The sequence below is a fragment of the Streptomyces sp. NPDC034043 genome (assembly GCF_055575675.1).
This window is the reverse complement of the sequence record NZ_JBVISF010000005.1, coordinates 330,115-354,406: the sequence shown is the minus strand read 5'-3', so window position 1 is coordinate 354,406 and position 24,292 is coordinate 330,115. Positions and strand designations below refer to the sequence as shown.

At 72.1% G+C, this 24,292-nt stretch carries 18 protein-coding genes; all 18 read right to left on the bottom strand.

Annotation, left to right across the window (positions count from 1 at the left end):
- Positions 1 to 57: 57 nt before the first annotated feature.
- Entirely contained in the window at positions 58 to 1,074 is a 1,017-nt protein-coding gene (gene galE, locus ACZ51S_RS15365; protein ID WP_468961013.1) for a UDP-glucose 4-epimerase GalE, read from the bottom strand.
- 16 nt (positions 1,075 to 1,090) lie between these two features.
- The gene (locus ACZ51S_RS15360) at positions 1,091 to 2,725 is read right to left on the bottom strand and encodes a glycosyltransferase family 2 protein (RefSeq protein WP_468961010.1); all 1,635 of its coding nucleotides are present in this window, start codon (positions 2,723 to 2,725) and stop codon (positions 1,091 to 1,093) included.
- 67 nt (positions 2,726 to 2,792) lie between these two features.
- Complete coding sequence (gene obgE / locus ACZ51S_RS15355; RefSeq protein ID WP_388938940.1) at positions 2,793 to 4,238, bottom strand: GTPase ObgE; 1,446 nt, start codon at positions 4,236 to 4,238, stop codon at positions 2,793 to 2,795.
- A 171-nt stretch (positions 4,239 to 4,409) separates the two neighbouring features.
- On the bottom strand, positions 4,410 to 4,664 hold the full coding sequence (gene rpmA, locus ACZ51S_RS15350; RefSeq protein ID WP_008738950.1) for a 50S ribosomal protein L27: 255 nt from the start codon (positions 4,662 to 4,664) through the stop codon (positions 4,410 to 4,412).
- A 13-nt stretch (positions 4,665 to 4,677) separates the two neighbouring features.
- Positions 4,678 to 4,998, bottom strand: a complete 321-nt coding sequence (gene rplU / locus ACZ51S_RS15345; RefSeq protein ID WP_007264039.1) for a 50S ribosomal protein L21 — start codon at positions 4,996 to 4,998, stop codon at positions 4,678 to 4,680.
- Positions 4,999 to 5,278: 280 nt separating this feature from the next.
- Positions 5,279 to 9,319, bottom strand: a complete 4,041-nt coding sequence (locus tag ACZ51S_RS15340; protein WP_468961007.1) for an Rne/Rng family ribonuclease — start codon at positions 9,317 to 9,319, stop codon at positions 5,279 to 5,281.
- Positions 9,320 to 9,551: 232 nt separating this feature from the next.
- A complete protein-coding gene (locus ACZ51S_RS15335) occupies positions 9,552 to 10,331 on the bottom strand; it encodes a TIGR03936 family radical SAM-associated protein (protein ID WP_388938938.1) in 780 nt (259 codons plus the stop codon).
- A 109-nt stretch (positions 10,332 to 10,440) separates the two neighbouring features.
- Positions 10,441 to 11,403, bottom strand: coding sequence for a hypothetical protein (locus tag ACZ51S_RS15330; protein ID WP_468474902.1), 963 nt, complete (start codon positions 11,401 to 11,403; stop codon positions 10,441 to 10,443).
- Between the two features lie 158 nt (positions 11,404 to 11,561).
- Positions 11,562 to 13,487: a TIGR03960 family B12-binding radical SAM protein gene (locus ACZ51S_RS15325; protein WP_388938936.1), complete on the bottom strand. Its 1,926-nt coding sequence runs from the start codon at positions 13,485 to 13,487 to the stop codon at positions 11,562 to 11,564.
- 119 nt (positions 13,488 to 13,606) lie between these two features.
- Positions 13,607 to 15,289: a CYTH and CHAD domain-containing protein gene (locus ACZ51S_RS15320; RefSeq protein ID WP_468961004.1), complete on the bottom strand. Its 1,683-nt coding sequence runs from the start codon at positions 15,287 to 15,289 to the stop codon at positions 13,607 to 13,609.
- An 82-nt stretch (positions 15,290 to 15,371) separates the two neighbouring features.
- Positions 15,372 to 16,571, bottom strand: coding sequence for a rod shape-determining protein RodA (gene rodA / locus ACZ51S_RS15315; protein WP_468475065.1), 1,200 nt, complete (start codon positions 16,569 to 16,571; stop codon positions 15,372 to 15,374).
- Positions 16,572 to 16,580: 9 nt separating this feature from the next.
- A complete protein-coding gene (gene mrdA, locus ACZ51S_RS15310) occupies positions 16,581 to 18,746 on the bottom strand; it encodes a penicillin-binding protein 2 (protein ID WP_468961001.1) in 2,166 nt (721 codons plus the stop codon).
- A 16-nt stretch (positions 18,747 to 18,762) separates the two neighbouring features.
- A complete protein-coding gene (gene mreD / locus ACZ51S_RS15305; RefSeq protein WP_468474904.1) occupies positions 18,763 to 19,458 on the bottom strand; it encodes a rod shape-determining protein MreD in 696 nt (231 codons plus the stop codon).
- Between the two features lie 3 nt (positions 19,459 to 19,461).
- Positions 19,462 to 20,412 (bottom strand): rod shape-determining protein MreC, encoded by a 951-nt coding sequence (mreC, locus tag ACZ51S_RS15300; protein ID WP_468474905.1) that lies wholly within the window; start codon positions 20,410 to 20,412, stop codon positions 19,462 to 19,464.
- A 167-nt stretch (positions 20,413 to 20,579) separates the two neighbouring features.
- A complete protein-coding gene (locus tag ACZ51S_RS15295) occupies positions 20,580 to 21,599 on the bottom strand; it encodes a rod shape-determining protein (RefSeq protein ID WP_030008578.1) in 1,020 nt (339 codons plus the stop codon).
- A gap of 305 nt (positions 21,600 to 21,904) precedes the next feature.
- A complete protein-coding gene (ndk, locus tag ACZ51S_RS15290; RefSeq protein ID WP_468960999.1) occupies positions 21,905 to 22,315 on the bottom strand; it encodes a nucleoside-diphosphate kinase in 411 nt (136 codons plus the stop codon).
- A gap of 64 nt (positions 22,316 to 22,379) precedes the next feature.
- Positions 22,380 to 22,739, bottom strand: a complete 360-nt coding sequence (locus tag ACZ51S_RS15285) for a DUF4233 domain-containing protein (protein WP_388938929.1) — start codon at positions 22,737 to 22,739, stop codon at positions 22,380 to 22,382.
- Between the two features lie 7 nt (positions 22,740 to 22,746).
- Complete coding sequence (folC, locus tag ACZ51S_RS15280) at positions 22,747 to 24,273, bottom strand: bifunctional tetrahydrofolate synthase/dihydrofolate synthase (protein WP_468960996.1); 1,527 nt, start codon at positions 24,271 to 24,273, stop codon at positions 22,747 to 22,749.
- Between the last annotated feature and the right edge of the window lie 19 nt (positions 24,274 to 24,292).

Genomic DNA, 24,292 nt, shown 5'->3' with positions numbered 1-24,292 from the left:
GCCCGCCCGGGACCCGGTCCCGGGCGGGCGGCCGCGTACGCGGCGCGAAGCCGGACGTCAGACCGTGTGGACGTCCTTGTGCGGGTCGCGGTGGCCGGCCCTGCGGTTGGCCTCCCAGCCCGCCCACGCCGAGGTGATCATCTCGCGGACGTCGTGCCGCGCCTTCCAGCCCAGCTCGGCGGCGATCCGGTCGGCCGAGGCCACGACCTTCGCCGGGTCACCGGGACGGCGCGGGGTGACGACCGGCGCGTAGGTGTGGCCCGTGCCCTCGTTCAGCAGCTCGACCATCTCCTTGACGGAGACGCCCTCGCCCCGCCCGATGTTGACGGTGAGGTCCTTGTGGTCCCCCGCCGCACCCCACTCGGCGAGCCGGCGGGCGGCCACCACATGGGCGTCGGCCAGGTCCTCGACGTGGATGTAGTCGCGGATGCAGGTGCCGTCCGGGGTCGGGTAGTCGTCACCGAAGATGCGGGCGCCCTCGCCGGCGTCGTACCGCTCGAAGACCATCGGGACCAGGTTGAAGACCCCGGTGTCCGCGAGCTCGGGGGTGGCCGCGCCCGCCACGTTGAAGTAGCGCAGGCAGGCGGTGGAGATGCCGTGGGCTTTGCCGGCCGCGCGCACCAGCCACTCACCGGCGAGCTTCGTCTCGCCGTACGGGCTCAGCGGCTTGCAGGGGGTCTCCTCGGTGACGGAGTCCACGTCGGGCATGCCGTACACGGAGGCGGAGGAGGAGAAGAGGAAGTTGCGGATGCCCGCGGCCGCCACGGCCTCCAGCAGCACCGTGAGGCCCTGCACGTTCTCGCGGTAGTAGTACAGCGGCTTCTCGACGGACTCCCCGACCTGCTTCTTGCCCGCCAGGTGCACCACGCCGGTGATCTTGTGCTCGGCGATGGCCTCGTCCAGGGCGAGGCGGTCCAGCACCGAGGCCGTCACCAGCGGGACGCCCTCCGGTACGCGGTCCTCCCTGCCGGTGGAGAGGTCGTCGAAGACCACGACCTTCTCACCCGCGAGCAGCATCGCGCGGACGATGTGCGCGCCGATGTAGCCGGCACCACCGGTGATCAGAAATGTCATGCGTGTCTCCCGAGCTCTAGCGTGACCGCCGCGTGCGGGCGCGGTCGAGGCGGTTGCGTACGAAGGTCAGCGCGCCCCCGGCACCGGGCGCGAGGCGCACGGCCAGCGCTCCGGCGGCCGTGCGGTAGGGCTGCGCCAGCAGAACACCGTACCGGCTGCTGGGCAGGGCCCTGCGGCGGAGCAGGCCGCCCGAGGGGTGCAGGGAGGTGACCAGGGAGCTCCCGTCGGCGCAGTCCACGCCCACCCGGACGTCCCAGGCCTGCATCCCGCGCAGCCCCCGGCGGCGCCCCTCGGCGGCCAGCGCGGCGAGCCGGAAGGGCACCTCGGCGGTCCACCCGTCCCCGTCCGCGGCGGCCCGCAGCTCCACCGGCCGCACCAGCACCGGATCGCCGCCCGCCCGGGGCGGGAAGCTCAGCCGAACGGTCCGCGGACCGGCCCCGGCGAGCCGCCCGTACAGGTCGCGCACCCGGATCCGGACGGCCCCCGCCCCGGCGGGCGCGGCGTCGACGGTGACGGGCAGCGCGTCCACCGGTACGGCGTCGAGACCGTCCAGCGGCACCGGCAGCCGCTCGCTCCACACGGGCAGCCCGGCCGTGTCACGCGCGTACGGGGGCAGCAGCCGGGCCGGCTCGGCGGCGAACCGGGTCAGCCGCTCCACGTCCTCCGGCGGGGCCTCGGCGGCCGCGAGCACCCGCGCGATCCAGCGGGCACGGGCGGGGGCGGCGTCGATGTCGGCCGGGTCGAAGCCCGCCAGGTACTCGCGGGTGAGGGTCCACCAGGCGGCCTGGTACTCGGGGTCCGTGCCCAGCTCCCGCAGGTACATCCGCAGGTCGTAGTCCAGGAACTTCACCTGGCAGGCGCGGCCCAGTTCCGGCGAGGCGGCGGCGAGGGTGCGCGAGGCGGTGCGGTGCGCCTCGACGCGGGAGCGCCAGTTCCCGACGTCCGCGCGGTCCAGGGAGATCGACACCCGCGCGGCGCTGCGGCGCACGTGCCACACGTAGACGAGGTCGCCGACGACCGCGATCCGGGGCGCGGCGGCCAGGACGCGGGAGGTGAAGACGAAGTCCTCGTACACGAACCGGCCGTCGGGGAAGCGGATCCCGTGCTTCTCCAGGAAGGCGCGGTCGTACAGCTTGTTGACGCAGAGCGTGTCCCGCACCAGCTCGGGCCGGTCGGCGGGCCGCTCGATGACGTCGCCCGGCGCGTACAGGCCGGGCATCCAGGGCACCTCGCGGCCCTCCGGCAGCTCCCGCCGCACGCACGAGCCGACCGTGACGGGGGCGCGGTGCTCCTCGGCCGCCCGCAGCAGCGCCCGGACGGCGCCCGGCGGCAGGACGTCGTCACTGTCCAGGAAGAGCACGTAGGGGGAGGTGGCGGCGGCGATCCCGTCGTTGCGGGGGGTGCCGCAGCCGCCGCTGTTCCGCGTGCGGTGCAGCACCCTCAGGCGCGGATGGGCCGCCGCCAGGTCGTCCAGCACGCGCGCGGTCCCGTCCGAGGAGGCGTCGTCGACCGCGATGACCTCGGCGACCACCGGGCCCTGGGCGAGGGCCGAGGAAACGGCCTCGCCCACGAGCCCGGCGTCGTTGTACGCGATCACCACCACCGATACCGAGGGGGCCGCGGCGGTGTCACTGCTGGAATGGCTGCTCACCCGTTGGATCCTAGGCGAACGGCGTAAAGCCCCGTTCAACAAGGCGGCACGCCGGGGAGGGTCGGCGTCAGAAGGGACGGAACTCGTCGTACTCCTGCTGGGCGGCGTCGCCCCGCTTGGCTTCCTTCTCCTTGCGGCGCGTGGTGGCCGGACGCGGGGCCTCCAGGCGGTGGTCCTCGCCTCGGCGGCCCAGCATCTCGGCGCCGGCCATCATGGTCGGCTCCCAGTCGAAGACGACCGCGTTCTCCTCGGAGCCGATCGCGACGCCGTCGCCCGCCTTGGCACCGGCCTTGCGCAGCGCGTCCTCCACACCGAGGCGGTTGAGCCGGTCGGCGAGGTAGCCGACGGCCTCGTCGTTGTTGAAGTCGGTCTGGCGCACCCAGCGCTCCGGCTTCTCGCCGCGCACGCGGTACACGTCCTCCACCTCGTCGTAGGTGACGGTGAAGCCCGCGTCGTCCACGGCCTTCGGGCGGATGACGATGCGGGTCGCCTCCTGCTTGGGCTTGCGGGCGCGCGCCTTGGCCACGACCTCGGCCAGGAAGTAGGAGAGCTCCTTCAGACCCGTACGGGCGACGGCGGACACCTCGAAGACCTTGTAGCCGCGGGCCTCCAGGTCCGGGCGGACCATCTCGGCGAGCTCCTTGCCGTCCGGGATGTCGACCTTGTTCAGGACGACGAGGCGCGGACGCTTCTCCAGGCCGCCGCCGTAGAGCTTGAGCTCCTCCTCGATGAGGTCGAGGTCGCCCACCGGGTCGCGGTCGGACTCCAGGGTGGCGGTGTCCAGCACGTGCACGAGGACCGAGCAGCGCTCGACGTGGCGCAGGAACTCCAGGCCGAGGCCCTTGCCCTGGCTGGCGCCGGGGATCAGACCCGGGACGTCGGCGATGGTGTAGACGGTCGAGCCGGCCGTGACCACGCCGAGGTTCGGGACGAGGGTGGTGAAGGGGTAGTCCGCGATCTTCGGCTTGGCGGCGGAGAGCACCGAGATCAGCGAGGACTTGCCGGCGCTCGGGAAGCCGACCAGCGCCACGTCGGCGACGGTCTTCAGCTCCAGGACGATGTCGTCCGTGGTGCCGGGGACGCCGAGGAGCGCGAAGCCGGGGGCCTTGCGGCGGGCGGAGGAGAGCGCGGCGTTGCCGAGGCCGCCGCGGCCGCCCTCGGCGGCTACGTAGGTGGTGCCCTGGCCGACGAGGTCGGCGAGGACGTTGCCCTGCTTGTCCAGGACGACGGTGCCGTCCGGCACGGGCAGGATCAGGTCCTGGCCGTCCTTGCCGGAGCGGTTGCCGCCCTCGCCGGGCTTGCCGTTGGTGGCCTTGCGGTGGGGGCTGTGGTGGTAGTCCAGCAGGGTGGTGATCGCCTGCTCCACCACCAGGATGACGTCGCCGCCACGGCCGCCGTTTCCGCCGTCGGGGCCGCCGAGCGGCTTGAACTTCTCCCGGTGTACGGAGGCGCAGCCGTGGCCCCCGTTACCCGCGGCGACGTGCAGCTCGACGCGGTCCACGAAGGTGGTCATGGGTGTTCCTCCAGATACATACGGGAATGTCCCGGGCAGGCCTTGCTGCCCATTAAACGTGTCTATGTGACAACGCGCCGAGGGCGGACCCCTCTTCCCGGCATGCGCCGGGAAGAGACGAGATCCGCCCTCGGGCTGTTACGAACGCGTGTGATTCAGCGGGAAGCTGGATCAGGCGGCCGGAACGATGTTGACGACCTTGCGGCCACGGTGCGTGCCGAACTGAACGGCACCCGCCTGCAGCGCGAACAGCGTGTCGTCGCCACCGCGACCGACACCGGCACCCGGGTGGAAGTGGGTGCCGCGCTGGCGGACGAGGATCTCACCAGCGGAAACGACCTGACCGCCGAAGCGCTTCACGCCGAGCCGCTGAGCATTGGAATCGCGACCGTTCCGAGTGGACGATGCGCCCTTCTTGTGTGCCATGTCTCAGTCCCTCTTACTTCGCAGCCGTGGGGATACCGGTGACCTTGATCGCCGTGTACTGCTGACGGTGACCCTGGCGACGGCGGTAGCCGGTCTTGTTCTTGTAGCGCAGGATGTCGATCTTGGCGCCCTTGGTGTGGTCCACGACCTCGGCCGTGACCTTGATCCCGGCCAGCACCCACGGGTCGCTGGTCACGGCGTCGCCGTCGACAACGAGCAGGGTCGAGAGCTCGACCGTGTCGCCAGCCTTGGCAGTGGAAATCTTGTCAACCTCAACGATGTCGCCGACAGCAACCTTGTGCTGGCGACCACCGCTGCGCACGATGGCGTACACGCGGATCTCTCTCTCACTCGGGACGGATGCTCCTGAAGCCAGCCGCTCACACGGGCCGGGCCCGTGATGATCCGGAATTGGACGAGCGGCCTCTCCCGTGACCCGGCCGCTTGCGCGGTCGTGCGGGAGGAAGGTGCTCAGGAGCGCGACGCACGCTGAACGGGTAATCGTTCAAGACACGCCGACGGTCTAGGTTACGGGGCTGGTTCCGGAGGGTCAAACCGGGCCCCGTGGCACCGTGGACCCCGCCCGGGGGCGGGGTCCACGGTCACGGAACGGATCAGGCCTCGGTCGGAGCCGAGACGGACGGAGCGCTCTGCTCCGCCGCCGCGGTCTTCTTCGTGGCCCGCTTCGCCGTCGTCTTCTTGGCCGTCGCCTTCTTCGCGACGGTCTTCTTGGCGGCCGCGGCCTTCTTGGCCGGGGCCTTCTTCGCCGTGGTGGCCGCCTTCTTGGCCGGCGCCTTGCGGGCGGCCTTCTTGGCGGGAGCCGGCGCCTCGGCCTCGGCCTCGGCGGCCTCCGGCTCGGGGGCCTCGGCCGGAGCCTGCTCCGGGGCGGCCGGCGCGGGCTCGGCGGCCGGAGCCTCGACGACCACGATGGCGGCCTCCACCGCACCGGCGGGCGCGGTGGCCCTGCGTACGGCACGGCGGCGCGGACGGGCCGGGGCGGCCTCCACGACGGGCTCGGCCGGGGTCTCGGCGACCACGGGCTCGGGCTCGGCGACCGGCTCCGGCTCGGCGACGCGCTCGGCGACGGCCTCCACGGCCGGCTGCGGCTCGGCCACCGCCACGGGCTCCGGGGCCACGACGGGCTCCGGCTCCGGCGCGGTCGCCTTGCGGGTCGCCCGGCGACGGGTACGGCCCTTCGGCGCGGCCTCCTCCACGGGGGCGGCCTCGACCGTCTCAGCGGCCTCGACGGCCTCGGCGACGACCTCCGCGGCCGGCTCCAGCACCGTGTCGGCGGGCTCGGTGACCGGCTCCGCCTCCACCACCGGGGTCACCGGCGCGGGGGCAGGGGCCTGGGCGGCGAACCGCTCCGCACCGCGCGGGGCGCCCGCCGGAGCGGTCGCCTTACGGGTGGCGCGGCGACGGTTGCGGCGCCCGCTGACGCCCGCCGCGGCCTCGGCCTCGGCGGCGCTGCTGTACAGCTCCTCGTCCGGCACGAACGCCGGCTCCGGCAGGGCACGGGGCGCGGCGAGCTCGGCGGCCACCTCGGCCTCGGTCTCGGCCTCCTCCAGCAGCTCGGCGTCGACGGTCTCCACCGTCTCCAGCTCGTGCTCGTGCTCGTGACCACGGCCACCGCGGCGCTTGGCGCGCTTGCCGTTGCCGCCGCCGCCCACCGCGGCCGGCGTCTCCATGTGGACGATCACACCGCGGCCGTTGCAGTGGACGCAGGTCTCGGAGAAGGACTCCAGCAGACCCTGGCCCACCCGCTTGCGGGTCATCTGGACCAGGCCCAGCGAGGTGACCTCGGCCACCTGGTGCTTCGTGCGGTCACGGCCCAGGCACTCCAGCATGCGCCGCAGCACCAGGTCGCGGTTCGACTCCAGGACCATGTCGATGAAGTCGATGACGACGATGCCGCCCAGGTCGCGCAGCCGCAGCTGGCGCACGATCTCCTCGGCCGCCTCCAGGTTGTTCCTGGTGACGGTCTCCTCGAGGTTGCCGCCCTGACCGGTGAACTTGCCGGTGTTGACGTCGATGACGATCATCGCCTCGGTCTTGTCGATCACGAGGGAGCCGCCCGAGGGCAGCCACACCTTGCGGTCGAGCGCCTTGGCGAGCTGCTCGTCGATCCGGTACGTCGCGAAGACGTCGACCTCGGAGGTCCAGCGGGACAGCCGGTCGGCCAGGTCCGGGGCCACGTGGGACACGTAGCCGTGGATGGTCTGCCACGCCTGGTCACCGCTGATGATGACCTTGGAGAAGTCCTCGTTGAAGATGTCGCGCACGACGCGGACCGTCATGTCCGGCTCGCCGTAGAGCAGGCTCGGCGACGAGGTCGTGATCTGCTTCGACTTCTTCTGGATCTCCTCCCACTGCCCCTGCAGACGCTCGACGTCACGGCGCAGCTCGTCCTCGCTCGCGCCCTCGGCGGCGGTGCGCACGATGACGCCCGCGTCCTCGGGGACGATCTTCTTGAGGATGGTCTTCAGACGCGCGCGCTCGGTGTCGGGCAGCTTGCGGCTGATACCGGTCATCGAGCCCTCGGGCACGTAGACCAGGTAACGGCCGGGCAGCGAGACCTGGCTGGTCAGGCGGGCGCCCTTGTGGCCGATCGGGTCCTTGGTGACCTGGACCAGAACCGACTGGCCGGACTTCAGGGCGGACTCGATGCGGCGCGGCCCGTTGGCCATGCCGAGCGCCTCGAAGTTGACCTCACCGGCGTACAGGACGGCGTTGCGGCCCTTGCCGATGTCGATGAAGGCGGCCTCCATCGACGGCAGCACGTTCTGGACCTTGCCCAGGTAGACGTTGCCGACGTACGAGGTGGCTTCTTCCTTGTTGACGTAGTGCTCGACGAGCACGTTGTCCTCGAGGACGCCGATCTGGGTGCGCTCGCCCGCCTGGCGGACGACCATCACGCGCTCGACGGCCTCGCGGCGGGCCAGGAACTCGGCCTCGGTGATGATCGGCACCCGGCGGCGGCCCTGCTCGCGGCCCTCGCGGCGGCGCTGCTTCTTCGCCTCCAGACGCGTCGAGCCCTTGATGGACTGGACCTCGTCCGCGCCGGTGCCCAGCTCGGCCTTCTCGCGCGCCGGACGCGGCTCGCGGACCTTGAGGACGGTACGGACACCGTCCTCCTCGCCCGCCTCGACCTCGACGGCACCGTCACCGCTGCGGCGGCGACGCCGGCGACGGCGACGGCTGGAGGCGGAACCGAGGGCCTCGTCGGCCTCCTCTTCCTCTTCCTCCTGCTCGGCTTCCCGCGGCTCGGCTTCCTGCGCGGGGGCCTCGGCCTCGCCCTCCTCGTACGCGGACTCGTCCAGGTCGGCGTTCTCACCGCGACGGCGGCGACGGCCACCGCGACGGCGGCGGCGCGAGGGGCGCTCGCCCGACTCGTCGGCCTCGTCCTCGTCGAACTCGGCGGCCTCGGCCTCCGGCTCCTCCTCGGCGAGCTCCTGCTCGGCCGGGGCGACGGGCTCGGCGGCACCGCGACGGCGGCGGCGACGGCCGGCCGGCTGCGCGGCGGGGGCCTGGACCTCGGCGACGGCCTCGGCCTCTTCCTCCTCGTCCTCCTCCACCGAAGCGGCGGCGGCAGCGGCCGCGGCGGCCATGGCGGCGGTCTCCGGCGTCTGGAACATCGGCTCGGCGAAGACCGGCGCCTGGAAGACGGCCACGGCGGGACGCGCGGCGCGGCGGCGGCCGGCCGGGGCGGCCTCGGGCTCGGCGGCGGCCTCGGGCTGCGCGGCGGGGGCCGCGGCGGCGGGGGTGGCCGGGGCGGCGGAACGGGTGGCGCGGCGGCGGCCCCGCTTGGGGGCGTCCACGGCGTCGGCGACGGTGACGGCGCGGGTGGCGGTCCGGGGGGCCTCCTCCGCGGCCGGGGCCTCTTCCGCTTCCTGCTCCGCGTCCTCGACGGCCGGGGCGGCCTCGGCGGCGGCCGGGGCGGCGACGGCGCGGGTGGCGCGGCGGCGGGCACGCGGCGCGGGAGCGGCCGGAGCCTCCTCCTCCACCGCCGGAGCCGGGACGGACTCCACGACGACCTCGGCCGGCTCGGCGGCCGCGGGGGCGGCGACGGCACGGGTGGCACGACGACGGGCACGCGGCGCCGGAGCGGCCGGAGCCTCCTCGGCGACCGGAGCGGGAGCCGGCTCCACGACGACCTCGGCCGCCTCAGCGGCAGGCGCGGCGACTGCACGCGTCGCACGGCGACGGGCACGCGGCGCGGGAGCGGCCGGAGCCTCCTCGACGGCCGGCGCCGGAGCGGCCGGGGCGGTCTCGGCGGCGGCCTCCGGAGCGGTCTCGGCGACCGGAGCGGTGGTGGCACGGGTGGCGCGGCGGCGGGTGCGCGGGGCGGGAGCGGCCACAGGCTCCTCGGTGACCGGCGCCGGAGCCGACTCCACGACGACCTCGGCCGCCTCAGCGGCAGGCGCGGCGACGGCACGCGTCGCACGGCGACGGGCACGCGGCGCGGGAGCGGCCGGAGCCTCCTCGACGGCCGGCGCCGGAGCCGGAGCGGCGGCCTCTACGGGCGCCTCGGCGGCGACGCCGCCGGGCGGGCCGGCCGGCCGGGAAGCCGCGCGGCGACGCCTGCGCGGGGGCAGGTTGTCGCTGGGGCTGCCACTGTCGGCGGCGGGGGTGTTCTCGTTTTCGTTGTTGAGCATGCGGGGTTCTCCCGTCACGCTCCCGGGCGCCGCGGCTGACGTCCGGTCCGGCACGGCTCCGCGCGAAGGGCGCGGAGCCGGCCTCCGGGGCGCGTTCGCCACACGGGAGCTGTAGTCCATGGCCGCCGGTTCCGTACGTCTTGTCCGTACGGCCTGGCGGAAGTCTTCAGGTCTGTGCGCTGCCCGACCCAGGTGGCTCCCGAGTGCCAGGGCGGCGCGACGACGACGTTCCTTACGCGGCGGGACCTTCCGGCGCCTTCGCGTCGGCATTCACGGCGGCCGTGGGTGGGGCGGCCGTGACGGCTTCGCGGTCGGGCGCGAGCGGGTCGGTCACCGTGCCGGACTCCTCGTCGAAGAGCCCCTGCGCCAGCCTGGTCACCGCTGCGGGGACCGGCGGCGCCAGGTCGGCCACAGCGTGGAGACCGGACAGGACGTCGTCGGGTCGCACGGCAGGTGTCAAATGCCGAACAACCAGCCGCAGTATCGCACAGGCATTGTCCAGCGGCCTATCAGCCGGGGCGGGAAGGGCCTCAAGACTGACGACGGCGCCCCGGGTGTCGAAGGTCCGCATGCCGTTCTTGGTCCGGCGCTGCACCTCGACCGTCTCGGCCGCGAGGAAGACCTCCACCGCCCGCGCGGCGTCGGCGGGCTCCACGCCCTCCAGGCGCAGCTCCCAGACCGAGGCCGTCAGGCGGTCCGCGAGCCCGGAGGTGCGGGCCTCGACGGCGTCGACGATGTCGAGGCCGGCCGGCATGGACTCGTCGAGCAGCTCGCGGAGCTTCTCGGGGTCACGGGCCTCGGCGAGGCCGATCTCGAGGTACTCGGCCTCGCTGCCGGTCCCGGTGGGGGCGGCGTTCGCGTACGAGACACGGGGGTGCGGGGTGAAGCCGGCCGAGTACGCCATGGGCACCTCGGCGCGGCGCAGGGCGCGCTCGAAGGCGCGCTGGAAGTCTCGGTGGCTGGTGAACCGGAGGCGGCCACGCTTGGTGTAGCGCAGTCGGATGCGCTGCACCACCGGTGCGGGAGGCGGGCCTTCGGGCTGTCGCTTGCCCAGTGGTTCTTCTCCTTGTGCGGGGCGGCACGGCTCGCGCGCCGCCCTGAGGTCTGTCGACCCGTCCGGCTCACCCCCGCCGTTCGCGCAGGGAGATCTCGGGAGCGGGTGCCGCGTCGGCGGCTGTCGTACTACCCAGAGTACGCGCCCGTGACCTCGCCGGTTCCCGGGGCGGTCCCCCGAACAGCACGCGCCGGACCTCGGCCCGTGCCTCGCGCACCGCGGCACGGGAGGTACGCCACACCTCGCGCAGGGCGTGGCCGAGGGGTGTGGCCACCTGCCGGTACACCCACGCGGCGGGCCGGACCACGCAGCCGCGCCACAGCCGGCGCAGGCCGCGGCCGAGGGCGCGGGTGATCCGGCCGGCGAGGTGCCAGGCGCTGACGAGGAGGCTTCCGAGGGGAGCGAGTAGGTACCGGTACAGGAGGGAGAGCGGCGGCAGGAGCACGTACCGCCCGATCCAGGCCAGCCCGTGCCCGGCCGGCAGGAGCACATACCGCCACAACCCCACCCAGGGCCACACGAACAACAGCCGCCAGAGCCCGCGCACCAGCCACCGCAGGCCGTGCCCGGCCGGCGTGAGCACCTCGCGGTACAGCCAGCCCGACGGCAGCACCACCGCGTGCCGCACCACCCATGCGATCCCGGTCCCGAGCGGCGCCAGCACGTACCGCCCGAAGGAGAGGAACAGCCAGGCGGTGCCCAGCCCGAGGGGCCGCAGCAGCCAGGTGTACGCGGCGCCGGAGACGGGCACGACCAGGTAGCGCCACAGTCCGGCCCAGGGCCAGTAGAAGAGGAGGAGCAGCAGCGGCCTCAGCGCGTACCGCCACACCCGCGCGAGCACCCATCCGGCGGCCCGCCCCAGTGGCGCCAGCACACGGCGCCGCGCGGCCCTCGCGCCCAGCACGAGCAGGTCCCACACGGCCCGAACCGGCAGCACCACCAGCACGGCCACGATCTTCACCGGCACCCTGACCACTCCGGTCAGGCACCCGTCCCCACCCGGCGCCGCCTGCTGCTTTTCCATCCGCATGCCGCTAAGGACACCAGAACCAGCAGTTCCGTTGCGCCCGGGCCCGGCGGGCCGGCGGGCAGACGGGCCGAAGAGGCCGGCGCACGAACACATATGCCCCCACCGTCGGACGGTGGGGGCATAGCGCGAAAGGGCTCAGCCGGAGGCCGAGGTCGAGGTCACTTCACGACCGACAGGGGCAGCAGCTTCTTGCCGGTCGGGCCGATCTGGATCTCCGTCTGCATCTGCGGGCACACGCCGCAGTCGAAGCACGGGGTCCAGCGGCAGTCCTCGACCTCGGTCTCGTCGAGGGCGTCCTGCCAGTCCTCCCAGAGCCAGTCCTTGTCCAGGCCGGAGTCCAGGTGGTCCCAGGGCAGCACTTCCTCGTACGTGCGCTCGCGGGTCGTGTACCAGGCCACGTCCACGCCGTACGCCGGCAGGGTCTTCTCCGCCGCCCGCATCCAGCGGTCGTAGGAGAAGTGCTCGCGCCAGCCGTCGAAACGGCCGCCGTCCTCGTAGACCGCGCGGATCACGTCGCCGACGCGGCGGTCGCCGCGCGAGAGGAGGCCCTCGACGATGCCCGGCTTGCCGTCGTGGTAGCGGAAGCCGATCGAGCGGCCGTACTTCTTGTCGCCGCGGATCTTGTCACGGAGCTTGCCGAGGCGGGCGTCCGTCTCCTCGGCCGACAGCTGCGGGGCCCACTGGAAGGGGGTGTGCGGCTTCGGCACGAACCCGCCGATGGACACGGTGCAGCGGATGTCGTTCTGGCCGGAGACCTCGCGGCCCTTGGCGATGACGTTGACGGCCATGTCGCCGATCTGGAGGACGTCCTCGTCGGTCTCGGTCGGCAGGCCGCACATGAAGTACAGCTTCACCTGGCGCCAGCCGTTGCCGTAGGCGGTGGCGACGGTGCGGATCAGGTCCTCTTCCGAGACCATCTTGTTGATGACCTTGCGCATGCGCTCGGAGCCGCCCTCGGGGGCGAAGGTCAGGCCGGAGCGGCGGCCGTTGCGGGTCAGCTCGTTCGCCAGGTCCACGTTGAAGGCGTCCACGCGGGTCGACGGCAGCGACAGGCCGACCTTGTCGTCGCTGTAGCGGTCGGCGAGGCCCTTGGCGATGTCGGCGATCTCGGTGTGGTCCGCGGAGGACAGGGAGAGGAGGCCGACCTCCTCGAAGCCCGTCGCCTTGAGGCCCTTCTCGACCATCTCGCCGATGCCGGTGATGCTTCGCTCCCGCACGGGGCGCGTGATCATGCCGGCCTGGCAGAAACGGCAGCCGCGGGTGCAGCCGCGGAAGATCTCCACGGACATGCGCTCGTGGACGGTCTCGGCGAGCGGGACCAGGGGCTGCTTGGGGTACGGCCACTCGTCGAGGTCCATGACGGTGTGCTTGGAGACGCGCCACGGCACGCCGGAGCGGTTCGGGACGACACGGCCGATGCGGCCGTCCTCGAGGTACTCGACGTCGTAGAAGCCCGGCACGTACACGTTGCCGGTCTTCGCGAGGCGCAGCAGGACCTCCTCGCGTCCGCCCGGGCGGCCCTCGGCCTTCCAGGTGCGGATGATCTCGGTCATGTCGAGGACGGCCTGCTCGCCGTCGCCGATGACCGCGCAGTCGATGAACTCCGCGATCGGCTCGGGGTTGAAGGCCGCGTGCCCGCCCGCGAGGACGATGGGGTGGTCGACCGTCCGGTCCTTGGACTCCAGCGGGATGCCGGCGAGGTCCAGCGCCGTGAGCATGTTGGTGTAGCCCAGCTCCGTGGAGAAGGACAGTCCGAACACGTCGAAGGCGGAGACGGGGCGGTGGCTGTCCACGGTGAACTGGGGCACCTGGTGCTCGCGCATCAGGGCTTCCAGGTCGGGCCAGACCGAGTACGTGCGCTCGGCGAGGACCCCCTCGCGCTCGTTCAGCACCTCGTAGAGGATCATGACGCCCTGGTTGGGCAGACCCACTTCGTAGGCGTCCGGGTACATGAGTGCCCAGCGGACGTCACAGGCGTCCCAGTCCTTGACGGTGGAGTTCAGCTCACCACCGACGTACTGGATCGGCTTCTGAACGTGCGGAAGCAGGGCCTCGAGCTGAGGGAAGACTGACTCGGCGGGCATAGCAACCTTCGTGAGCGGGCAGGGGGGCGACTCTCAAGCGTAACCCGCTCGGAGCCGCCCCCTGAATCCCAGCGGCCGGCGGCGGGCGGGGCGCGCACCGGACCTCGCGCGACCCGCGTTCACAGGGAGGAGCGGAGCTTCGGTCGCGACGCCCGGGCCCAGACGGCCGGGAGGTCGCGTTCCGTGCGTTCGGCCCGGGCCTCCTCGCGGCCGTGGAGGAGCCCCCAGGTGAAGGAGGGCTCGCCGGCGCCGTGGGCCTGGTGGGCCAGGTCGCGCAGGACGGTGCGGGTGACCACGCTGTCCTGGTGTTCGCCGAGCACGTCCTGGACCGCCTCCATGGCCTTGGCGAACTTGTTCGCGGGCTTGCCGAGGGCGGGTTCGGCGGCCTCCGCGCCGTAGCGGGCGCGTTTGGCCGCCTTGCGGGCCTCGTGGAGGGCCCGGTCGCGTTCCTGCCCGGGGCCGAGGGTCAGGGCGCGGTCGACCCGCCGGGCGAGCCTGCGGTAGTCGCGCAGGATCGCCTTGGGGAGGGCCTTGCCGGCGGGCTTCGCGGCCCTGGGCAGCAGCGGCGGGTCGGCGAGCAGGGCCTCCAGGGTGTCGAGGAGGGTGAGGTACCGGGCGTCGTCCAGGGCGGCGAGGGCGCGGCGGCGCGACGCGGAGCGGCTGGTGCTGTTCCAGGTGCGCAGCCGCTTGTGGACGGGGCCGGCGAGGAGGGGGTGGGGGAGGCCGGCGACCGCTTCCCGGAGGTGGTCGTGGAGGACTTCCCTGTCGCGGTCGGCGCCGAGTTCCGTGCCGAGCCGGCGCAGCTCTTCGCCGATGGGGTCGGTGACCTCGCGGTCGAGGATCTTGCGGTAGGTCTTGAACGCGCTGCGCAGTCGCCGGGAGGCGACCCGCATCCGGTGCACCGAGTCGGGCTGGTCGCGTCGTACGGCCGGGTCACAGCTGATCAGGGTGTCGACCTGCCGGCGCAGGTACGCGAGGACGTGCGCGCCGGCGGTTGCGTCGGACGGGCCGGGCGCGGGCCGGGCGGGGGCCCCGCTGCCGGTCTCGGCGAGGGCGCGGGCGAGTTTGGAGGGGGCCTCGGAGACCTTGAGCCCGGCCTTCTGGAAGGTCTGTTCGACGGCGTCGAGGAGTTCGGGTCCGGTGCCGTCGGCGAGTTCGACCTCGACCTCGGTCCAGTGCGCGGTGGCCCCGCCCCGTTCGGCGTGGACGGTGTCGGTGCTGAGCTGTGCGAGGAGGGTGCCGTCGGCGTCGAGGAGGTCGCGGGTGCGGCGTTCGGAGCGCAGCCGGACCTGGGGTTCGAGCCGGTGGTCGCGCACCCGGGAGCGGACCAGGGCGGCGAGGGCGGGCGGGACGGTGTCGGCGAGGGGGGCTTGGATCTCGCCGCGGACCCCGGGGGCGACGGGGAGTTTGAGGTGCCAGCCGGAGTCCTCGCCGCCGGTGCGGCGGCGCAGGGTGAGGCCGTCGGCGGCGAGCCGCTGGTCGGGGGTGTCGTAGTAGACGGCGTCGAGGTGGTCGGTGCCCCGGTCGTGGACGGCCGCGATGGCGGCGGTGCCGGTGAGGTCGGGGAGCTCGGGCCGCGCGCCGGCCCGGGGCTCCGCGCGCCGGGCGGCCTTGCCGTGCCCGGCCGCCTTGCCGCCCGCACCGGGTTTCGCCGCCCGGCCGGTCTTCTCCGTGTTTCCGGTGTTTCCGGTGTTTCCGGTCGTGCCGGCGCCGCCGTCGGTATCACCGGTGGTGCCGGAGCGCTTCCCGCCGGATCGCGGGAACTCGAATTTCCGCTCGATCTCGCGCTTGGTGTCCGCCATGAACCGAATCTAGTCCCGATCGGAGCACGGTGGGAGAGGGCCTCGGCGTTCGGCGGAACGGCCCCCTCCGCACCGTGTCGGCTCAGGCCGAGAGGGGGCGTTGCACGCGGATCGACTGGAGCAGCCCGACGGCCACCCAGACGGCGAACATCGATGATCCTCCGTACGACACGAAGGGCAGCGGCAGGCCCGCCACCGGCATGATGCCGAGGTTCATTCCGATGTTCTCGAAGGACTGGAAGGCGAACCAGGCGATGATCCCGGCGGCCACGATGGTCCCGTACAGCTCGGTGGTGGCGCGGGCGATCATGCAGGCGCGCCACAGGACCACTCCGAGCAGGCCGATGATGAGGATGCCGCCGATGAAGCCGAGCTCCTCCCCCGCGACCGTGAACACGAAGTCGGTCTGCTGTTCGGGCACGAACTGGCCCGTGGTCTGGGGGCCCTCGAACAGGCCTGAGCCCGAGAGGCCGCCGCCGCCGATCGCGATGCGCGCCTGGTTGGTGTTGTAGCCGGCGCCGGCGGGGTCGAGCTCGGGGTTGGCGAAGGCGGCGAAGCGGTTGATCTGGTACTGGTCGAGGACGCCCAGCTGCCAGATCAGGATGGCTCCGGCGGTTCCGGCGCCGATCAGGCCGACCACCCAGCGGTTGGAGGCCCCGGAGGCCAGCAGCACTCCCAGCACGATCACGACCATCACCATGACCGACCCGAGGTCGGGCATCAGCATGACGATGCCCATGGGCGCGGCGGCCAGGCACAGCGCCTTGACCACGGTGCGGTGCTCGGGATGTTCCAGGTCTCCGGCGTCGACCCGGGCCGCCAGCAGCATCGCCATCACCAGGATGATCGTGACCTTCACGAACTCCGAGGGCTGGAGCGAGAAGCCGCCGCCGATGACGATCCAGGCGTGGGCGCCGTTGATGGTGGCGCCGAGCGGGGTGAGCACGGCCGTGACGAGCAGGAGCGAGAGCCCGTAGAGGACCGGGACGGCCCCGCGCAGGTTGCGGTGGCCGAGGAGGACCGTCCCGATCATCAGGAGGAAGCCGATGCCGGTGTTGAGCAGGTGGCGCCAGAGGAAGTACTGCGGGTCGCCCTGGTTGAGGGTGTCCCGGTGGCGGGTCGCCGACCACACGAGCACGGCGCCGATCAGGGACAGGGCGAGCGCCGACAGCAGTATCGGCCAGTCGAGGCGGCGCAGGACCGAGTCACGGGCCGTCAGCCGGGCGAGCGGGCCCTTCTGGGGCGCGTACCGGGACACGGAGAAGTTGTTGGCGGTCTGCATCATCACGTCTCAGTCATGCCGCAGGGGCGGCGGGCCGGCGAGCGCGGGCGGCGCCAGCTCCTCCGGGGACGGGGGCACGTACGGCCGGATCTCGGGGGCGTCGATGGTGCCGTCGGGGTGGACGGTGGGCAGCTCGGCCTGCGGCTTGGGCAGGAGGGCCTTGCCGGTGTCCTTGCCGTCCATGGTGAGGCCGTACATCGCGTTGTAGATGTTGCGTACGGCGGGGCCCGAGGCTCCGGAGCCGGTGCCGCCCTGGGAGATCGTCATCACGATGGTGAAGTCGTCGGTGTAGGTCGCCAGCCAGGAGGTGGTCTGCTTGCCGTAGACCTGGGCGGTGCCCGTCTTGGCCCGCAGCGGGATCCTGTCCAGCGGCCAGCCGCCGAACCGCCAGGCGGCGGTGCCGCCGGGCTCGACGACCATGCGCAGGCCCTTGTCGAGGTCGGCGACGGTCTTGGCGTCGACCGGCAGCTTGCCGTGGGACGTGGGCTTGATCTCCTGGATCTTGCCGTCGGGGCTGATCACGGCCTTGCCGACGGTGGGGTTGTAGAGGGTGCCGCCGTTGCTGATGGCGGCGTAGGCGGTGGCCATCTGGATGGGGGTGACGAGGACGTCGCCCTGGCCGATGGCGAAGTTGATGCTGTCGTAGGCCTTCAGCTGGTTGCCTTCGAGGCAGCTTTCGTAGGCGATCTGCTCGACGTAGGTGCCGCCCTTCTTGCCCTGCTTGCACCAGGAGTCCTTGTTGGCCGCCCAGAAGTTCTGCTTCCACTGGCGGTCGGGGATGCGGCCGGTGACCTCGTTGGGCAGGTCGATGCCGGTCTCGGAGCCGAGTCCGAACTCACGGGCGGTCCGGTAGAACCAGTCGTGGGCGTCCTTCTTGGGTTCGAGGCCGCCGTCGCGCTGCCACTCCTTGTGGCCGAGTGCGTAGAAGACGGTGTTGCAGGAGAACTTGAGGGCTTCGCCGAGGGTGATGGGGCCGTGGCCCTTGGACTCGAAGTTCGCGAAGCTGCGGCCGCCCATGTTGTAGGAGGCGCTGCAGTTGTACTTGTCGTTGAAGGCGTAGCCGGCGCGGACGGCGGCGCTCGCGGAGACCACCTTGAAGATGGAGCCGGCGGGGGCCTGGCCCTGGATGGCCCGGTTGAGCAGCGGGTAGTTGGAGTTCTTGCTGGTGAGGTTGGCGTAGTCCTGGCCGGAGATGCCGCCGACCCAGGCGTTGGGGTCGTAGTCGGGCTGGGAGGCCATGGCGACGACGCGGCCGGTCTTGGTCTCCATGACGACGACGGCGCCGGAGTCGGCCTCGTACTTGCGTCCGGTGATGTTGTCGGTCTCCTTGCGGACGACCTTCATCGCCTGGGCGAGCTCGTACTCGGCGACGGACTGGACCCGGGCGTCGATGCTGGTGACGAGGGTGGACCCGGCGACGCCGGGGTCGGACTTCGTCTGGTCCATGACGCGTCCGAGGTTGTCGACCTCGTACGAGGTGACCTGCGCCTTGCCGCGCAGCTCCTTGTCGTACGTGCGCTCGAGCCCGGAGCGGCCGACCTGGTCGGAGCGCAGGTGGGGCGCGTCGGTGTCCTTGGCCTTCTGGATCTCGTCGTCGGTGACGGGCGAGAGGTAGCCGAGGACCTGCGCGGTACGGGCGGCGCCGGGCGCGGGGTAGCGGCGCACCGCGGTCGGTTCGGCGGTGATGCCGGGGAAGTCCTCGGGGCGTTCGCGGATCTGGAGGGCCTGCTGGGTGGTGGCCTCCATGGTGACCGGGATCGGCTGGTACGGGGAGCCGTTCCAGCAGGGCTTGGGAGTCTGGGAGTCGCAGAGCCGGATCTTGTCCATGACGTCCTGCGGCTTCATGTCCAGGACTCCGGCGAGGCGGGTCAGGACGGCCTTGCCCCGGTCCTTTATCCGCATCAGCTCGGTGCGGGAGGCGGAGACGACCAGCCGGGTCTCGTTGTCGGCGAGGGGGACGCCGCGGGCGTCGAGGATCGAGCCGCGCACGGCCGGCTGCACCACGCGCTGGACGTGGTTGCTCCTGGCCTCGTCGGCGTACTCGTGGCCGTTGCGGATCTGGAGGTACCAGAGCCGGCCGCCGAGGGTGCAGAGCAGGGAGAAGACGAGGATCTGGATGATGACGAGCCGGATCTGCACCCGGGGGGTGCGGCCGGTCTCGGGAATGTTGGTCATGCCTCGTGCTCCCCCGTCACAGCTTCTTGACGTTCTTCACGCCTTTGACGCCCTTTATCCGGCCGGCCCGGTTCGCGCGGCCGCGGGCGGTGCGCAGCCGCAGGCCGCCGCGCCGGCTGCCGATGCTGAGGCCGGTGCCGCCGGCGAGCCAGCCGGAGGACACGTCGGCGCCCTGCGGCGGGCCGCCGCCCGCTTCGACGGCCATCGGGTCGTTCTCCGCCCGGCGGGCGAGGGCCATGATCCACGGCACCGTGAAGGGGGCCAGCAGCAGGTCGTAGAGGACGGCGGTGAACAGCAGCCCGCCGAGGCCGACGTGACGTTCGGCGGTGTCGCCGACCAGGGCGCCCACGCCGACGTAGAGCAGGATCGAGCCGACGGCGGCGGCGAGCACGGTGAGCATCGGGCCCCAGGCGGAGCGGAACCGGCCGTTGTCGGGGCGGGCCAGTCCCACGAGGTAGCCGATGATGCACAGGACGAGGGCGTAGCGGCCCGCCGCGTGGTCGGCGGGCGGGGCCAGGTCGGCGAGGAGTCCGGCGCCGAAGCCGAGGAGGGCGCCGGAGGTCGGCCCGTACACCAGGGACAGGGCGACGACCGTGAGCAGCATCAGGTCGGGGACGGCGCCGGGGAGCTGGAGCCGCCCCAGGACGGTGACCTGGATGACGAGGGCCACCACGACGAGGGTGGCGGAGAGCAGGATCCGGTTGAAGCGCATGGCTCAGCGTTCCTCCTCGTCCGCGGGCCGGCCGGAGACGCTCGGGGAGGGCGTGACCGTGACGGTGACCGTCGGTGTGGGCTTGGGGGGTTCGGGCTTGGGCGGCAGGACGGCGTCGCGCGGGTCGTCGCGGGGCGGTACGACGACCACGCCGACGATGTCGAGGCGGGAGAAGCCGACGAAGGGGCGGACGTGGATCGTGCGGGTGAGGCCGCCGTTGGAGGGGTCGACGCGGACGACCTCGCCGAGCGGGACGCCGGGTACGAAGGGCTTGTTGGCGCGGGAGCCGAAGGTGACCAGGCGGTCGCCGGGGCTGACCTTGGCGCGGCCGTTGAGCATCTGGACCGACAGGGCGCGGTCGCCCTGGCCGGTGGCGAAGCCCAGTTCGCCGCTCTGCTCCAGGCGGGTGCCGACGGTGAAGTCGGGGTCGTTGGCGAGCAGGACGGTGGAGGTGTCGGGGCCGACGGTGGTGACCCGGCCGACGAGGCCGTCGCCGTTGAGGACGGTCATGTCGCGCTCGATGCCGTCCTTGCTGCCGGCGTCGATGGTGACGGTCCAGGAGAAGCCCTGCGCGGACCCTATGGCGATGACTTCGGCCCCCTTGATGCCGTACTGTCCGGCGCCGGCGCGCTTGAGCATCTCGTCGAGCTCGTGGATGCGGCTCTTGGCCCGCTCGTCGCTGCCCATCCTGGTCTTCAGGAGGGCGTTCTCTTGTTCCAGCCGGGTGATGCGGTTGTGGCGCTCGTCGGAGTCGCGTACGGCCCCTATGGCGTTGGCGACCGGGCCCACCGCGGTGGCGACGCCCTTCTCGACCGGGCCGAAGACCGCTGCCGCGGCCTTGCGGGCACCGTCGACCGGTGATTCCTCGCCCGCTCTGATGTCCACCGTGATCAATGCGAACGCGATGGCGATCAGCAGCACCAGGAGCAGCCGGCTCTCTCGTGTGTCCCTCACGTGCGGCGGCCGTGCCTTCCTCGTAGAAAACCCGTGCGGCGGAGTCGCTCCGGCGGAGCCGGGGCCGCGCCGGACTGTGCCTGTATATCAACGATCCGCCGCACCGGCGCGGTAGCACCCGTACGGCGGATCCTTGTGTTCCGCATGCCCCGTTGGAGGGGGTTTGATCACCGCCGGGGCTGGGCGTCCAGGACCTGCTGGAGGGCTTCGAACTCCTCGACGCACTTGCCGGAGCCGAGGGCCACGGAGTCGAGGGGGTCCTCGGCGATGTGGATCGGCATGCCCGTCTCGCGGCGCAGCCGCTCGTCGAGGCCGCGCAGCAGGGCTCCGCCGCCGGTGAGGACGATGCCGCGGTCCATGATGTCGCCGGACAATTCCGGCGGGCACTTGTCGAGGGTGGTCTTGACCGCGTCCACGATGGAGTTGACCGGCTCCTCGATGGCCTTGCGCACCTCGGCGGCGGAGATGACGACGGTCTTCGGGAGGCCGGAGACCAGGTCGCGGCCGCGGATCTCGGTGTGCTCGTCCTTGTCGAGGTCGTACGCCGACCCGATGGTGATCTTGATCTGTTCGGCGGTGCGTTCGCCGAGGAGGAGCGAGTACTCCTTCTTGATGTGCTGGATGATCGCGTTGTCCAGCTCGTCGCCGGCCACCCGGATGGACTGTGCCGTGACGATACCGCCGAGGGAGATGACGGCGACCTCGGTGGTGCCGCCGCCGATGTCCACGACCATGTTGCCGGTGGCCTCGTGGACGGGCAGGCCCGAGCCGATGGCGGCGGCCATGGGCTCCTCGATGATGTGCACCTGGCGGGCGCCGGCCTGCGTGGACGCCTCGATGACGGCGCGCCGCTCCACCCCGGTGATGCCGGAGGGCACGCAGACCACGACGCGCGGGCGCGCCAGGTAGCGACGCTTGTGGATCTTGAGGATGAAGTACCGGAGCATGCGCTCGGTGATCTCGAAGTCGGCGATCACGCCGTCCTTGAGGGGCCGTACGGCGACGATGTTGCCGGGCGTCCGGCCGATCATCTTCTTCGCCTCGGAGCCGACCGCCAGGATTCCACCGGTGTTCGTGTTGATGGCGACCACGGACGGCTCGTTCAGAACGATTCCCCGGCCCCTCACGTACACCAGCGTGTTGGCGGTCCCGAGGTCGATCGCCATGTCACGGCCGATGAACGACATGTTGTTCCCCTTGTTCCCCATGAGGAGCGTCTGGCCTTCCAGTTGATAGCGGCTGCTGTCAGGTCGGCGAGGTGGGTGTGTGGGTGGAGGCCCCATCGTAGTGCCGCGAGTACCGGTACCGCGCGACGGGACTCCGGCGATCCCGCCGGAACGGAAACCCGCCCCCTGATTGGTGACGTCGTGTCCTTGCCATGCGTTCCCGGCCGATACCCGCAATACCGAAGGGCGACCGAAATTACTTCGGTCGCCCCAGGTCATGAGCGCTATTCGGCTGATGTCTCGTCAGAAAGGACTGTTCCCGGAAATCAGAGCGCGGGGAAGAAGAGCTTCAGCTCGCGCTCCGCGGACTCCGCGGAATCCGAGGCGTGGATCAGGTTCTCGCGGACGATGGTGCCGAAGTCCCCGCGGATGGAACCGGGCGCCGCGGCGATCGGGTCGGTGGGTCCGGCCAGCTGGCGGACACCCTCGATCGCACGTTCCCCTTCCACCACCAGGACGACGACCGGGCCGCTCGCCATGAAGCCCATCAGGGGCTCGTAGAAGGGCTTGCCCTTGTGCTCACCGTAGTGGGCCTCCAGGGTCTCCGCGTCGAGCGTGCGCAGCTCCATCGCCGGGATGGTCCAGCCGGCCTTCCGCTCGATGCGGCCGATGATCTCGCCGACCAGCCCGCGACGGACGGCGTCGGGCTTGAGGATGACGAGAGTGCGCTGGGTCATGTGGGTGCTCCTTGCGGCAAACGGGTGCGGTGCGACGAATCTACAGGGCCGAAACGGTGAACCGTCACGCAGCGTCAGGAGCGGCGGCTTCCGCCTGACGGGCGGCCCAGCTCGCCTTGATCGCGTCGATCTTGCGGCCGTAGTGCACCGAGCACCACCACAGGCCCGCGAAGACCGCGCCCAGGAAGAACATCGTCGGGACCACGAAACCGCTCGCGATCAGCCCGATCTGCAGGGCCCAGCCGATCTGCACCGCGCCGGGACGCGAGAGCATCCCGCACAGCAGAACCGACAGCAGCATCGTCACACCACAGACGGTCCACACCTCGGCCTGGGTCAGGTCCGGGTTCTTCATGGCCACCAGGCCCGCGAAGCCGACGATGAAGAATTCACCGATCAGCGTGCTCGCGCAGAGCGTGCGCATCGATCCCTCAGCCCTTCTTGAACAGCAGGCGGGCCTCGCCCACCGTGATCACGGAACCGGTCACCAGGACCCCGGCCCCTCCGTATTCGGCCTCTTCCTCCGCGAGGGTGACGGCCGCCTCCAGCGCGTCGTCCAGCCGGGGCTCCACCTGCACCCGGTCCGGGCCGAAGACCTCGACGGCGATCGCCGCCAGCTCGTCCGCGCCCATGGCCCGGTGGCTGGTGTTCTCGGTGACCACGACCTCCGCGAAGATCGGCTCGAAGGCCTCGAAGACGCCCTTGACGTCCTTGCCCTCGCTCGCGGCCACGACACCGATCAGCCGGCTGAAGCCGAAGGCCTCGGTGACCGCCTCCGCGGTCACCTGCGCGCCCGCCGGGTTGTGCGCGGCGTCCAGGATCACCGTCGGGCTGCGGCGCACGACCTCCATGCGGCCCGGCGAGGTCACCGAGGCGAAGGCCTGCCGGACGGTGTCCGCGTCCAGCTCCCGCGCGTGCTCCCCGCCGACGCCGAAGAAGGCCTCGACGGCGGCCAGCGCGACCGCCGCGTTGTGCGCCATGTGGGCCCCGTACAGCGGCAGGAAGATGCCGTCGTACTCGCCGCCCATGCCGCGCAGGGTCAGCATCTGGCCGCCGACGGCCACCTCGCGGGAGACGACGCCGAACTCCATGCCCTCGCGGGCCACCGTCGCGTCGACCTCCACGGCCTTCTTCAGCAGCACCTGCGCCGCGTCCACCGGCTGCTGCGCCAGGATCACGGTGGCGTCCTGCTTGATGATGCCGCCCTTCTCCTGGGCGATCTCACCGGGCGTCGAGCCGAGCCGGTCCGTGTGGTCCAGGCTGATCGGGGTGATCACCGCGACCGTTCCGTCGATCACGTTGGTGGCGTCCCAGCTGCCGCCCATGCCGACCTCGACCACGGCCACGTCGACCGGCGCGTCCGCGAAGGCCGCGTACGCCATGCCGGTGAGCACCTCGAAGAACGACAGCCGGTACTCCTCGGCGGCGTCGACCATCTCCACGTACGGCTTCACGTCGTGGTACGTCTCGACGAAGCGCTCGGCGCTGATCGGCGCCCCGTCCAGGCTGATCCGCTCGGTCACGGACTGGACGTGCGGGCTGGTGTAACGGCCCGTGCGCAGGTCGAAGGCGTTCAGCACGGCCTCGATCATGCGGGCCGTGCTGGTCTTGCCGTTGGTGCCGGTGACGTGGATGGACGGGTACGCGCGCTGCGGCTCGCCCAGTACGTCCATCAGGGCGGCGATCCGGCTGACGGACGGCTCCAGCTTGGTCTCGCCCCACCGGGTGGCCAGTTCCTGCTCCACCTCCAGCAGCGCCTTCGCCACCTCCGGGTCCTCGGGGCGGGACGGCACGGGGTCGCCCGACGGCGGACCGGCCTGGGCGCGCAGGGTACGGCTGCCGGCCTCGATCACCGCCAGGTCGGGGTCGCGGTCGGACTCTTCCGCCACAATCTGGTCGAACTCGTCGAAGGTACCGTCGCGGTCGCGGTCGTGGCTCTCGGGCTGCTGCTCACTCACGGGGACCAGTCTACGGACG